Consider the following 14,320-nt stretch of genomic DNA (forward strand, 5'->3'; position numbering starts at 1 on the left):
ATTGTAGTGTATAAATATAGGGCTCTTCAGACGCCTGACCTCCGACTTCCGACTTCAGATATAGGTTTCTTCAGACTTCATACATCAGACTTCAGACTTCCGATTAAAGTTGTAACTTGTGGCCCCGATTTCGGGAGTAAAACCATTTACTGCTACATGTCGCAGCAAAAGCCGATTATCAGCACTTCTTTTAGTTACGAAACACTCGAAGAAACTCTGGACATTAAACCCAAGGGGGCTGAATTACATATTGGTATTCCTAAAGAAACCGCTTTTCAGGAAAACCGCATAGCGCTTACGCCCGAGGCCGTGGGTGTTTTGATCAGCAACGGACATAATGTAATTATTGAACATAATGCAGGAGAAGCTGCGCATTTTCGTGACCGCGACTACAGCGAGGCCGGCGCCAAAATAGTATATGATAAGGCGGCCGTATATAAAGCCCCGATACTGGTAAAAAGCGCCCCGGTGGTTGAAGAAGACCTGCCGCACCTGCAATTTAACCAGGTAATCATTTCACCCATCCACCTGTCGGCCATGAAAGCCGAGTTTCTGCAGAAGATGATGGAAAAGCGCATTACCGCCATTTCATTTGAAAATCTTAAAGACGATAGTGATAGCTTACCAATAGTTCGCAGCATGAGCGAAATTGCCGGAAGCGCAGTAATGCTTATTGCAGCCCAGTACCTCGGCTCGGCCAATCATGGAAAAGGCGTGTTGCTGGGTGGTATATCGGGCATTCCGCCTACCAAGGTAATTATCCTGGGGGCAGGCATTGTTGGCGAATTTGCAGCGCGTGCAGCATTGGCACTTGGCGCTTCGGTAAAAGTTTTCGATAACAGCGTATACCGGTTAAAACGGTTACAGAATAATATCGGTCAACGTATGTGGACCTCTGTCATGGAGCCGCGCATACTGGCCAAACAGCTTAAAACCTGCGAGGTGGCTGTAGGGGCCCTCGGTTCGCAAAGCGGTCGCACGCCCGTAGTGGTTACCGAAGAAATGGTAAGCAATATGAGGCCCGGAAGTGTAGTCATTGACGTTAGTATCGACCGCGGCGGTTGCTTTGAAACGTCTGAGATCACCAGCCATGAACAACCGATTTTTATGAAGTATGGGGTGATTCATTATTGCGTGCCCAATATTCCATCGGGTTTTGCGCGTACTGCATCACAGGCCATAAGCAATGTACTGATGCCTTTGTTACTTGAAGCTGGAGAGGAAGGTGGCTTCGAAAATCTGGTATGGCATAAAGTGCATTTGCGCAGCGGCATTTATCTTTTCAAAGGAGCGCTTACCAATTTTCACCTCAGCCAGCGCTTCGATTTAAAATATACTGATCTTAATTTGCTGATCGCAAGTCAGAGATAGTTACCTGTTTCCTGTTTCCTGTTTCCGGGTAACTGGCCACTGGTAACCGGCAACTTTATAAAGATTCTTTTCAATGAGTAAATGCTTTACAGCAAACTGCTTAGTTAATATTTCAATTAATAATACCTGGGGCTTTGCACTTTCTCCACTTTCAACTTATTTTTGCGCCATTCTGAACCGAGCAATTTACCGGCACGTTCTTCTAAAGCAGAAGACGTACATTTTCGTAATAAAGTAGTATTTCTTACGTTTTCTATGGCCCGAAAATTGCTCAGTTGGGAAAAAACATCCTCTATGAAGACAAGGCCCTATCTGTTGTTAGTTTTGTTTTTTTTGTTAAGTGTTTTAACCTCTGTTGCCCAAACATCTGTTCAGCCCATGGCGGGTTGGAATATGGAAGAAAAGGATGGCGGCTACGTTTTTAAGCCCGAAAAAACACCGGGAGATACAAAGGAATTTATATATGAAATAATGGCCCTTTCAAGAAATGAAGGCCAGACATTCGCCGATTGGTTTACAGGCGCTATCGATAAAGATCTGCAACAGGCAGGTTTTTCTTTACCGGCCAACACCGACAGGAAAAATATTACTACTAATCAAACTATTTCATCTTTCTCTTCCGAAGTAACCGATAAAAAAGGCAAATCGTGGTATGTAACTTATATCTCCTATCAAACAGGCAGCAGTGAGTTCAGGCTTGCCCGCGTAATGAGTTCAACAGATATAAAATTTTATGCTGCGAATATGCGGCCGGTAGCTACCCATTTTGGCAATCTGGCAAAGCAGGATGGTGGTAATAATACAAAAACTGCAAGAACGGTTGCTGTACAAAATGACGATAACATTGTTGTTCAGGCCGACAATACCGGAACCAAAGGATTAAAAACACCCGATATTAATGGAATTTTAATTCATCTTGAATACAACTATGCACCCGACGGTAAAATGATAAGAACGTATTATCCGTATCTCGTTTTGAACGACGGTAGCATATACAGCGAGCCTGTTACAAGTCCTTATGTGTTCGACGTAAATCTTTCAAAACAAAAAGAAATTAAGAAATGGGGCAGCTGGAAGCTGAAAGGAAATTCATTTATTGTTGAGTGGAACGGCCGCAACGAAACCGAAAAGTGGTATAAGAACTGGTTTTGGGCTACTCCCTCAATAAGCAACGAACGAATTGAAGGTTCGTTTATGACGGTAACGGGTAAGGGCAATGATGCATTAAAGATCAGCGGCGCTGCACCCAAAACCATCACCTTTACCAATGACGGACAGTTTACCATCAGCTCAGTAACCGACGCCACCGGAAATACACCTGCTTCGGAGTTTGCGAAAAGAACTGAATCGGGTACTTATATGCTGAACGATTATTCAATTGAGCTTCATTTTAATAACGGTACCGTACTTCGCCAAACGTTTTATTTTTACCTGCAGGGTAAAACGCACTTTGGCATCGGCAACTTAGTATATGTGCCTAAACGTAATGATCAGTAAGCTTGGAACCTATTTAATATCTCTCTGAATTAAGGGTAGCAGTTGGCCCCGGCTCAGCCGGGGCCAACTGCTTTATATAACTGCCAACTGCTAACTGGCAACCGCCGGCAGCCCTCTACTCCCAACTCGTGCAACCCTGTATATATGTCAAAAACCTTTCTACGTAAAAGTTTTGAACATGTGAGAAAGTTTTGAGGCCCGTAAACCTTCTTTCTTTTCTATGGCCCGAAAATTGACACAGGGGGGGAGTAAATAACCTGCTATGAAAAATAGGCTCCTGGTTATCGCCTTATTAATGGGTTTGGGTATTCCCGACGTTCACTCTCAAACACCTGTACAGCCTATGTTAGGCTGGAAGATGGAAGAAAGTAAAGGACGCTATACATTTAAGCCAACTGCTGTATTCAGCGACGAAAGAAAGGAGTTCAGCTATGAGGTAATGCCGCTTGAAAAAGCCGACGGAAAATCATTCGACGACTGGTTTACCGGTTCAATAGATAAAAATATGCGGGGATCGGGCTTTTCCCTGCCAAAAAGCAAAGACAAAAAGAATATCAGCTACAGCACCCTTTCGTCATTTTCGAGCAAAGTGGTTGATAAAAACGGCAAGATCTGGTATGTTGCGTATATGGCCTACCGTACCAGCAACCAGCAATATCGCCTGGCGAAACTGTTCAGCTCACCCGACATTACTTACTATACCAACTGTATGAAGCCCGCCGCCATGCACTTTGGCAAACTGGCCAAACAGGAAGGGGCATTTGAAACTTCGGGTATGGTTGATATTGCCAAAAGCAACCCGGTAGCGCCTGTTGTACCGCCAACGGTTGATAAAGATTTGCCCCGCAACTCAATTGTAAATACCGATAATGTTACCAACCCGGTAAAAGGATTAAAGGCAACCGATATAAAAGGCATTGTTATCAATCTTGAATACAGCTATGGGCCGGGTGGCGCTGTAGTGAGTGAATACACGCCTTATCTTTTACTGAACGACGGCAGTTTGTTCAGCAACCCGGTAATTAGTCCGTACGAGTTTGACGTAGCCTTATCCAAACAAAAAGAACCTAAAAAATGGGGTAGCTGGAAGATCAGCGGTAATTCGATAACCGTTAACTGGCCTGCCCGCAATAAATCGGAACGTTGGGATAAAAACTGGTTCTGGGCACGCCCCGCAGCCGGCAACGAAAAAATCGAAGGCGCCTTTACCAGCGTTTCGAGTGGCGGCAGCACAGCTATAGGCGGTAACGTAACAACTGTATCATCGAAAAATATTCTGTTCAATACATCAGGCCGGTTTGCTTTAACCAGTGTGGCCGTTGGAAATAATTATGCTGATTATGGTATTTCTACCTCGGCCTATTCAAAGAAAGATGAAGCAGGAGCCTATGCACTGAACGGGTATTCGATTGAGTTGCATTTTAATAACGGAAGCACTATGCGCCGGGCATTTTATTTCTATCCAAAAGATAAAGTGCATTTCGGCATCGGCAACCACGTGTATACACCCAAGAGGTAAATGGTTTGATGGTCAAATTGTTCGATGGTTATCGTTGAGATGGATTCCTGATGCTATGTGACCAGCAACCAGAAACCTGGAACCTGTTGCGTCGCTACTTATTACTTAAAACTTAAGACTTATAACTTAATATATCGATCTTCTCTTTGCAAAACGAATATTCCTGCTCGTCGTTTGAACTAACGATCACAAGACGGTTAGTGCAGTAATTGTCAATCAACCGGTGATACAGGGCAATGCCAACGGCATCGAGGTTGGTGCAGGGTTCATCGAGCAAAACACAGGGAACATTACTAAAAATGGCCTGGGCCAGTTTTACCCGCTGTTTCATACCACTTGAATAATAACGGATCTGCTTATGAGCAGCGTTTTGTAAGCCAATTTCATCAATGATTTTTGGGATGGTAAGTTCGGGCAGAAAGGATTTGAATTGCCCATGGAACTGAAGAAATTCAGTAACGGTCATTTCTTCGATCACCTCCAGATAAGGCGCCGCTATAGCAATGTATTGGTAGGCCTGATCAACCGTTATTTCTTTGGAAGGGTTTTCAGCTTCACGGGTTTCATTGCCGTTTGCCGTTTGCCGTTTGCCGACTTCATACTTCACCTTCCCTTCGCTCATCATCATAGCGCCGCCGATTACCTGCAGCAGGGTAGATTTGCCCGATCCGTTGGGACCGGTTATAGCATATGCAGTGCCTGCAGAAAACCCGTAATTAAAGTTGCGGAAGATCCAATCGCGGTTAAATCGTTTACCGGCATTAATCAGCGATATCTTCATCCACGCTATTTTTTGAAAAGCGTTTAATGATGCCGCGACCACTTTCGCGAATAAAGGTTACAATTTCATCGCGTTCGTCGGTTGCTGAAAATTCCTCTTCCAGGTGTTCGAGGGCCTGGCTGGTATTCAGCCCTTTGTTGTAGATAATGCGGTAAATATCAAGAATATGATTGATTTTATCTACCGTAAAGCCGCGTCTTTTTAGACCTACAGAGTTTACGCCTGCGTAGCTCAAAGGCTGGCGTCCGGCCTTTATGTAAGGAGGAATATCTTTTCCTACCAGTGAACCGCCGCTGATAAAAGCGTGCTGGCCAACCTTTACAAACTGGTGAACGGCGCACATACCGCCCAAAATAGCCCAGTCGCCCAGTACAACGTGACCGGCTACCTGCGAGTTATTGCTCATGATCACATTATTGCCGATGATGCAATCGTGGGCAACGTGGCTGTAGGCCATGATCATGCAATTTTTGCCTATTTGGGTTTTCCATCTGTCTTTCGTACCACGATGAATGGTAACAAATTCGCGGATGGTGGTATTATCACCTATTTCTATAATGGTATCTTCACCTTCAAATTTAAGGTCTTGTGGAATAGCCGAGATCACTGCACCCGGGAAAATGCGGCAGTTTTTGCCGATGCGGGCGCCTTCCATAATGGTTACATTACTTCCGATCCATGTTCCTTCGCCAATTTCCACATTCTGGTGAACAACCGTAAACGGATCAACCTTCACATTCGTGGCTAATTTGGCATTGGGGTGAATATAAGTATGCGGATGAATCATTTTGTTTACATTCTTAAGGGTTGCAGCAGGATATTCATTCATAGGTGTTACAGACATCCCATCCCCTGTGGGGTTTTGCTGGTGATTATCACCTAAACTGTGCTTATGGATAGATTGACGTTTGATGTTGATTAATCTGCTAAAATAGACAAAGTTGTTTCAAAATACCCCCATGACCCGAATTAATTTTATTCCTAAAAGGAACTTTTCGGACATAATAACCAATTATTTACCGTTTTACCAGCTGTGCCATCAGGTCAGCTTCGGTGGCAATTTTATTTCCCACATATACCGTTCCCCGCATTTCGCAAATACCACGCCGTACTGGAGCCATTAACTCCATTTTAAGGATCATAGTATCTCCGGGTACCACTTTTTGCTTGAATTTACAATTATCGATTTTCAAAAAGTAGGTATCGTATTCTCCGGGAGGCAATGCATTAATACAAAGAATACCACCTGTTTGTGCCAATGCTTCTACCTGTAAAACTCCTGGCATTACCGGGTTACCGGGAAAATGACCCGTGAAAAAGGGTTCATTAATAGTTACATTCTTAATACCTACAATATGTTTGTCGGTAAGTTCTATGATCTTATCTACCAGTAAAAATGGGTAGCGATGGGGCAGGGTTTTTTCAATTTGCTGTGAAGTGAATACCGGTGGCAGATTAGGGTCATAAACCGGCACGTCTTTCACATGCTTGTTTTTTTTTATATACTGCTTGATTTTGCGGGCAAAATCAACGTTGGAACTGTGACCCGGACGGTTGGCAATGATATGGGCCTTGATGGGGTAACCGATCAGGGCCAGGTCGCCAACTACGTCGAGCAACTTATGGCGGGCCGGTTCGTTCGGAAAACGCAATTCCAGGTTATTCAGGTACCCTTCGTTCTTTACTTCCATGGTTTTGCGGCCGAAAACTTTAGCCAGCCGGTCCATTTCGTCTTTGGTAACCGGTTTATCAACCACCACAATGGCATTGTTCAGGTCGCCCCCCTTGATAAGATTATGCGCGAGCAACATTTCGAGTTCGTGTAAAAAACAAAAAGTGCGGCAGGGAGCAATTTCTTCTTTAAAATCCCGCATGCTTTTTAAACCGGCATGCTGGGTGCCTAAAATGGGGCTATTGAAATCGATGAGTGTGGTGATCTTATAATCAGTAGCAGGCAGGGCTGTCATTTCAACCCTTTTCTGTTCATCGTAATGGGTAATATTGGTATCGATGCTGTACCAGGCTTTGGCTGCATCCTGCTCAATAACACCTGCTTCTTCGATTATTTCAACAAAAGGGGCCGAACTGCCATCGGCGATGGGAATTTCGGGGCCGTTCAGTTCAATCAGGCAGTTATCTACGCCCATACCTACCAGGGCGGCCAGAATATGCTCAATCGTACTCACTCTGGTATCGCCATCCTGTAAAGTGGTACCACGTGAAGTATCGGTTACCAGGTCGCAGTCGGCCTTGATGAGCGGTTGTCCGGGCAGGTCAATTCGCTGAAACTGAAATCCAAAGCCTGGATTGGCAGGTTTCAGAGTCATATCGACATTTATCCCTGTGTGTAAACCGGTTCCCGAAATGCTTACGGCAGATTGCAGTGTATGTTGTTTATCTGGATTGAAATTGAGCATCATGTACTATAACAGATTGACTGTTTTTTATATGCGTAAATAGTAAAGCCGGGCAAAGATACAATTCGGAGGGGAAATGGAAACAGGGGGAGGGCAAATATATGGGTGTAACAAACTAAAAGCAGTTTAGCGGAACCGGAGGCTCCGCTAACAATTTTCCTGACCAGCCAGCGTAACCGGCAGGCACGACGCTACATTATTTTACTGTGCGTTATTTTGCTGCTTTTAATTTTTCATATTCTTTGCTTAAGGCAGTACAGGCTGCTTCACATATTCCTTCTTCAACTACGGGCAGCGTACGCCACGAAGAATGGCCGGTATAACTGAGAATATTAAAAGCCGATGAAAAGCCGCCTGCAAACGGTACCCTACGGCCAAACACCACCCTACCGATGCCATAGTGCCTGATAGCATAGGCACACATTACACAGGGTTCGTGTATTGTATATAGAATGGTGTTTGCCCATTTTATTTCTTTGTGTACTGATACAGCTTTGCGCAGGGCGATAATCTCTGCATGGTCGGTAACATCGAGGGTGGTATGCGCCTGTTCTTCTCCTTCTCCTATCACTTTGTTATCATACACGATCACAGACCCTACGGGTGGGTTGCCATTTTCCATGGCTTTGCCGGCTAACTGAATGCAATACTGCATCCAATGTTCATGCATATTTTCCATTAATTATTAAATTATTCTTCTTTCCTTTTCCTCAATTGGATAATCATTGGCGCTCATGTCGCGGCGGCGCATCAATCCATCTTCATCAAATTCCCAATGTTCATTGCCATGAGTGCGATACCATTGAGTTGGGTTATCGGCGTCGCGCCATTCATATTCAAAACGAACCGAAATGCGGTTGCCCGAAAAACACCACAATTCTTTTTTCAGCCGGTAATCCAGCTCCTTTTTCCATTTACGTGTGAGGAATTGTTGAATGGCTTCGCGGCCTGTAAAAAAATCTGTGCGGTTGCGCCAGTTTGAGTTGATGCTATAGGCCATGGATACTTTTTCGGGATCCCGGGTATTCCAGGCATCTTCGGCCAGTTGTACTTTAGCCAGCGCGGTTTCTAAAGTAAATGGCGGTGTGATGGTTTTACTCATATAATGGTTGATTTATTTAACGGAAGTATTTTGGTTAGGATTTCGAAAGAAAGCCATCGATCAGTCCGGCTATTGCGGAACATGTGCGAGGAAGTGGGAAAACCATGCAACAATAAAATGGCGGGGTTTTCTTTGGAACCGGCTTCACGATAAAAGATCTCTAAACCGTTAATCATTACTTTTCTGTACCTGATCATATGCTGTAGTTTATTGTTTTTTTATTTTGTATCATTTGGTCAAAAATTGGGCAAAAAAATAGGCTGGTGTGTCAGATCAGAATTTTCAGATTCAAATCAATAAGCTTTTCAAGTTCTTTTTCGCTGTAAAGTCTTCTTGAAATATTTAACCCGTTCCACAAATTCACCAGGTATTTGGCCAAAACAGCAGGTTGAACCGTGTTTTTTAATTGCCCGTCTTTTTGCGCTTTGGTAAGCTCTCTGAAAAATAATTTTTCAACCTCAAGCAATTTTTCTTTGGCAATTTTTTCCAGTTCAGGATCTACGCCGGTTGTTTCGCCAAGTATGTTCACATAAAAACATCCTTTGGTGTGATCCAGCGGGTCATTAGGATAGGCCACATGCAGAAATATTTCCCTGATCGCTTCAACTATGTTTTTTTGTTTTAAAAACACCTGCATCATATTTCGGATGAAGCGTTGCGCAAACCATTCAAATACCCGAACAAACAGCTGCCGCTTGTTGCCGAAGGCATTGTACATACTGCCTTTATTAAGATCCATGGCCGCCAGCAGATCTTCGGTAGAAGCTGCTTCATAGCCTTTGATCCAAAATACTTCTGCTGCCTGCGACAGCGCTTTTTCTTCGTCGAATAAACGGTTTCGTCCCGACATAGTGAATGATTACTGCACAAAAATAGTATTTTGTACCGATTGGTCAAAAATAAAAATTTAAATTTTCTTCAAGCTATTTTGCGCTTTTAAATCCCGGTTTCGATGCCTTTTATGCGGTTATAGCTTTACGCCTCACCGTAAATAGCAACCAGCATGATCACGAAAATTTTAAAATATACAGAAATTGAATGCGTTGATAGTATCTGTTACAAATAATTCCTTACAGCTATATGCCGTGGATTTCGTTTAAACGTATAAGTGATAATGATCTGAAGGCGATCTATAATTTTCTGAAGAGTTTGCCGGTGGCGAAAATGGGGCAGTTGAAGTAAAGGCACAAGGAAAACAAGGAGCAAGCATGCAAGGCAATAAAAAGGCAACAAGGTATTGGGCATCGGAAAAAAACAATAAGGCATTACAAAGGCAACAAAAGGCATAAAGGCAACGAAGCATCGGGAAAAATAGACGCAGTAAGGCATAGAGGCAAAAAGAAAACAAAAAGAAAAAAGCAAAAAGGCAACGGGAAAAAGAAGAGATAAACCTCCTGTAACCTCGTTGCCTATGTGCCTCGATGCCTTGTATTTAAGAAATTTTCTCAGTCAGCAACTGCTGCACCAGCTTCTCCAGCTCCTTAATTCTTTTTTCCAGATCGGGCAGTTTGCGGCTAACGGCCTGGCTGCGTAAGGCACTGGTGTATTCAAAAGCAGGGCTGCCGGTTACAGCTGCATTGGGTGTTTTGATCGATTTGCTTACACCGCTTTGCGCGTTGATTTTGCTGCCATCGGCAATTTGTATGTGACCAACAATGCCGGCTTGTCCGCCGATCATTACATTATTACCAATTTTGGTGCTGCCGCTAACGCCGGCCTGTGCAGCAATAACTGTATTGTTGCCAACCTCAACATTATGCGCAATTTGTATCAGGTTATCGAGCTTGGCGCCTGATTTAATAAAGGTTGAACCAATGGTAGCGCGGTCGATAGTAGCATTGGCGCCGATCTCTACAAAATCTTCAACCACTACATTGCCAATCTGCGGCACTTTTTTAAAGCTGCCATCTGCCTGTGGCGCAAAACCGAATCCATCGCTGCCCACTACAGTACCTGCATGTATGGTTACATTTTTCCCGATCACACAATCGTGATAGATTTTTACACCCGGATGTATAACAGTATTATCGTTGATCTTTACGTTATCGCCCAAAAACACATTGGGATAAATTTTTACATTATCGCCCAGTACCACATTGTCGCCGATGTAAGAGAAAGCACCTATAAAAATCTGTTGCCCTACTTTAGCCGATTTGCTGATGTAGGATGGCTCCTGAATACCGGTCAGTTTCTGCTTTACCATTTCCTGGTATTGGGAAAGTAAAATGGCAAAAGCCGAATAGGCATCGGGTACCCTGATTAGGGTTGCGTTTACCGGTTCTTTTAATTCCTGCGATTCATTGATAATTACCAGTGAAGCCTGGGTACGGTACAGATATTCTTCGTATTTGGGGTTGGCCAGAAAGGCAAGCTGACCCGGCTGGGCTTCTTCAATTTTTCCGAAAGAATGCACCGACGTTTCAGGATTTCCTTCCACTTTGCCACTAATGAGCATTGCTATTTGTGCTGCGGTAAATTGCATAATAATTAGGCGTTAAGACAGATAAAGTCAATAAAAGTGTTGAGTATCAAAATAACAAATGTAATATTTTTTCACAGGGCTTGCCAATGCCTGATGGATCAATGCATTGTCAACTTTTGAAATATCTTTTACGTTCCCGTTCTTAAATAAAATGTTGATGCGCTCCTCATCAGGATCGTACGTTGTATTTTCAGCTTCGCCGGTAAAAACAAAATAATCACAGTCGGATGAATTTATTTTTAATTTGTGGCAAATGTTGTTCCGCAGTTCATTGATCCATTCCTGATCAAATGGTTCGGCCTGCAATTTAACTTTTAATAAACGGCGTTCGATCAAACTGCGGCAAAGCGTGCTCAATACCGGGTCGGCATGAAAACTCCAGTTTTTTATTGTGGCCAGCACATCGTAATCGTCGAGCATGCAAAATTTATTGAGCTGTTGTTCAATCAGGGCCGGGCTGGTAGTATTTTTTAAAAAGAAGTCAAAAGTAACAGAAGCTGCTGCCACTTCATAGCCCTCCCTGATCAGCTTTTTGGCACGTTCAATGATCTTTACGAGCATTTTTTCGGCGCCCAGCACTGTTTTGTGCAGGTAAACCTGCCAATACATTAATCGGCGCGATACCAGAAATTTTTCAATGGAATAGATGCCTTTTTCTTCTACCATCAAATCGCCTTCATGCACCGCAAGCATTTTTAAAATGCGGTCGTACCCGATCACGCCCTCCGAAACGCCGGTATAAAAACTATCGCGCGTGAGGTAATCCATGCGATCAACATCCAGCTGTCCGCTGATGAGCTGATGCAAAAAGGGCTTGGTATAATTATTGGTAAAAATGTCGATGGCTTTTTGCAATTGCCCGTTCAATTGTTCATTCATCACACGCATGATCAAAATACTAATGGTTTCGTGATGTGTATTTGTGATCAGCACATTTTCAAGGGCATGTGAAAAAGGCCCGTGGCCTATATCGTGTAACAGAATAGCAATTTTAGCGGCCGTTTCCTCTTCGGGAGTAATAGCTACTCCTTTACTTTTCAGTTCAGACAAGGCATTGCACATCAGGTGGTATGCGCCTAACGAATGGTGCAGGCGGGTATGCACCGCGCCGGGATATACCAGGTGGGCAAAAGCCATTTGGTGAATGCGTCGTAAGCGCTGGTACCAGGGATGCGAAATCACCTGAAATACAAGTGGATCATCAATGGTAATAAATCCATATACGGGGTCATTAATGATCTTTCTGATTCTATTTGCCATTCGCTGCCTGCTAATTTGTTAAAATTGCTGCCAAAAGCAGCGGGCAAAAGTACAAAGGACGGGCTGATAAATTAAATTTGGTTAGATTTAGATGGTTTGAAAAAATAATTAATAAGGTTCCGAAACCAGTAAAAACTATATATAATATAAACAATTATACATGCCATTAGGAAAAATACTTTGGGTAGACGATGAAATAGAAAGTTTACAATCACAAATTCTTTTTTTACAAAATAAGGGCTACGAGGTAACCGCACTAACCAATGGTTTTGATGCCGTTGACTTTGTGAAAGACAACCCGCTCGACGTGGTTCTGCTCGATGAAACGATGCCGGGTATAACCGGACTCGAAACCCTGGCGAAAATAAAAGAGATCAATTCGCAGGTACCTGTGGTGATGATCACCAAAAATGAAACCGAAAACCTGATGGATGAGGCCATCGGCAGCCAGATCACCGACTACCTCATAAAGCCGGTGAACCCCAACCAGGTGTTGTTGAGCCTGAAAAAGATCATCGACAACAAAAGGCTGGTGGCCGAAAAAACCACCACTGCCTATCAACAACAGTTTCGCAATTTGTTTATGGCGCTGAACAGCAATCCCGATTACAACGAGTGGATGGATATTTATAAAAAACTGGTGTATTGGGAACTGGAAATGGAAAAGAGCGACAGCCCCGAAATGCAGGAAGTATTGCAAACACAAAAAAGCGAAGCCAATACCGAGTTCTTTAAATTCATAAGCAGGAATTATGCACGCTGGGTAAACCCCAAAAGCGACGACGGCCCTGTTATGTCGCATAGCTTGATTAAGTTTAAGGTTATGCCGCATATCGAAAAAGGAACACCTACCTTTTTTGTGCTGCTCGATAATCTGCGGTTTGATCAATGGAAAGCCATACAACCCATTTTTGCAGAGAGTTTTCGGATACTCGAAGAAGACAGTTTTTACAGTATTTTACCTACAGCTACTCAATACGCCCGCAATGCCATTTTCAGCGGCCTGTTGCCGATTGAAATAGAAAAACACTTTCCGCAACAATGGAAGAACGATGATGAGGAAGGCGGAAAAAATTTGCATGAAGAAGAGTTTTTCAGAGCTCAGTTGAAACGGCTTCGCCGCGATGATCTGAAATTCTCCTATACAAAAATTCTCAACAACCAGGCAGGGCAGGACCTGGTGAACAATATGCACAACCTGCTGACTAACGATTTGAATATTATCGTTTACAACTTTGTTGATATGCTCAGCCATGCCCGCACCGAAATGGAAGTGCTGAAAGAGCTGGCGGGCGATGAAACCAGTTACCGCAGCGTTACCCGCAGCTGGTTCGAACATTCGCCTTTGCACCAGGCGCTGAAAAAAATTGCCGATAAAAAGTTCAATCTTATTCTGGCTACCGATCATGGCAGTGTACGGGTAAAAACACCGGCAAGGGTAATTGGCGATAAACAAACAACCACCAATTTGCGCTACAAACACGGCCGTAATTTGAATTACGAAGCCCGCGAAGTACTGGCCTTCCGTGATCCGAAAGAGGCGGGGTTGCCGGTACCAACTGTAAACTCATCCTATATTTTCGCAAAGGGAGATATGTTTCTGTGTTATCCGAATAACTACAATTATTACGTAAACTATTACCGCAATACCTTTCAGCACGGTGGTGTAAGCATGGAAGAAATGATTGTACCGATTATTAAGATGACGAGTAAGTAGGTGAGTGGTCAATAGTGAATGCTTCGCCAGCAGAAACCTCCGGCGCAAGAAAGGTGCCTAATAAGCAATTGGCCTGCTCTGTTTGAGCTGAATTTCAAACAATTAGCAGCTTCAATCACCGAAAACAGCATTTTTGACCCTGTTTTGGCTACGAAACTGTAATTGTCAACGTTT

At 43.6% G+C, this 14,320-nt stretch carries 13 protein-coding genes; 4 read left to right on the plus strand and 9 right to left on the minus strand.

Going from position 1 to position 14,320, the window contains the following annotated elements:
- The first annotated feature begins 156 nt into the window (after positions 1–156).
- From AC59IL_RS18380 to AC59IL_RS18390, 3 genes are all read left to right on the plus strand, one after another.
- Entirely contained in the window at positions 157–1,371 is a 1,215-nt protein-coding gene (locus AC59IL_RS18380) for an alanine dehydrogenase (protein ID WP_496553640.1), read from the plus strand.
- Between the two features lie 294 nt (positions 1,372–1,665).
- Positions 1,666–2,868, plus strand: coding sequence for a hypothetical protein (locus AC59IL_RS18385; RefSeq protein ID WP_496553641.1), 1,203 nt, complete (start codon positions 1,666–1,668; stop codon positions 2,866–2,868).
- A 262-nt stretch (positions 2,869–3,130) separates the two neighbouring features.
- A complete protein-coding gene (locus tag AC59IL_RS18390) occupies positions 3,131–4,387 on the plus strand; it encodes a hypothetical protein (RefSeq protein ID WP_496553642.1) in 1,257 nt (418 codons plus the stop codon).
- A 112-nt stretch (positions 4,388–4,499) separates the two neighbouring features.
- Here AC59IL_RS18390 and AC59IL_RS18395 read toward each other — a convergent pair whose 3' ends face one another.
- The 9 genes from AC59IL_RS18395 to AC59IL_RS18435 form a co-directional block, all read right to left on the minus strand.
- Complete coding sequence (locus tag AC59IL_RS18395; protein ID WP_496553643.1) at positions 4,500–5,168, minus strand: ABC transporter ATP-binding protein; 669 nt, start codon at positions 5,166–5,168, stop codon at positions 4,500–4,502.
- Positions 5,149–6,012 carry an acyl-ACP--UDP-N-acetylglucosamine O-acyltransferase gene (lpxA, locus tag AC59IL_RS18400; RefSeq protein ID WP_496553644.1) on the minus strand — a complete coding sequence of 288 codons (864 nt, stop codon included), beginning with the start codon at positions 6,010–6,012 and terminating at the stop codon, positions 5,149–5,151. The genes AC59IL_RS18395 and lpxA overlap by 20 nt, the downstream gene beginning before the upstream one ends.
- A gap of 172 nt (positions 6,013–6,184) precedes the next feature.
- On the minus strand, positions 6,185–7,588 hold the full coding sequence (locus AC59IL_RS18405) for a bifunctional UDP-3-O-[3-hydroxymyristoyl] N-acetylglucosamine deacetylase/3-hydroxyacyl-ACP dehydratase (protein WP_496553645.1): 1,404 nt from the start codon (positions 7,586–7,588) through the stop codon (positions 6,185–6,187).
- 208 nt (positions 7,589–7,796) lie between these two features.
- Entirely contained in the window at positions 7,797–8,264 is a 468-nt protein-coding gene (locus AC59IL_RS18410) for a nucleoside deaminase (protein WP_496553646.1), read from the minus strand.
- Positions 8,265–8,270: 6 nt separating this feature from the next.
- Positions 8,271–8,687, minus strand: coding sequence for a nuclear transport factor 2 family protein (locus AC59IL_RS18415; RefSeq protein WP_496553647.1), 417 nt, complete (start codon positions 8,685–8,687; stop codon positions 8,271–8,273).
- The gene (locus AC59IL_RS18420) at positions 8,684–8,884 is read right to left on the minus strand and encodes an alpha/beta fold hydrolase (protein ID WP_496553648.1); all 201 of its coding nucleotides are present in this window, start codon (positions 8,882–8,884) and stop codon (positions 8,684–8,686) included. The genes AC59IL_RS18415 and AC59IL_RS18420 overlap by 4 nt, the downstream gene beginning before the upstream one ends.
- Positions 8,885–8,955: 71 nt before the next feature.
- Positions 8,956–9,537, minus strand: coding sequence for a TetR/AcrR family transcriptional regulator (locus tag AC59IL_RS18425; protein ID WP_496553649.1), 582 nt, complete (start codon positions 9,535–9,537; stop codon positions 8,956–8,958).
- 582 nt (positions 9,538–10,119) lie between these two features.
- Complete coding sequence (gene lpxD / locus AC59IL_RS18430) at positions 10,120–11,169, minus strand: UDP-3-O-(3-hydroxymyristoyl)glucosamine N-acyltransferase (RefSeq protein ID WP_496553650.1); 1,050 nt, start codon at positions 11,167–11,169, stop codon at positions 10,120–10,122.
- Positions 11,170–11,196: 27 nt separating this feature from the next.
- Positions 11,197–12,429 (minus strand): HD domain-containing protein, encoded by a 1,233-nt coding sequence (locus tag AC59IL_RS18435; RefSeq protein ID WP_496553651.1) that lies wholly within the window; start codon positions 12,427–12,429, stop codon positions 11,197–11,199.
- A gap of 160 nt (positions 12,430–12,589) precedes the next feature.
- Between AC59IL_RS18435 and porX the strand changes: the two genes are divergently transcribed.
- Complete coding sequence (porX, locus tag AC59IL_RS18440) at positions 12,590–14,146, plus strand: T9SS response regulator signal transducer PorX (RefSeq protein WP_496553652.1); 1,557 nt, start codon at positions 12,590–12,592, stop codon at positions 14,144–14,146.
- Positions 14,147–14,320 lie beyond the last annotated feature (174 nt).

This window comes from Niastella sp. sgz303648 (assembly GCF_059587045.1).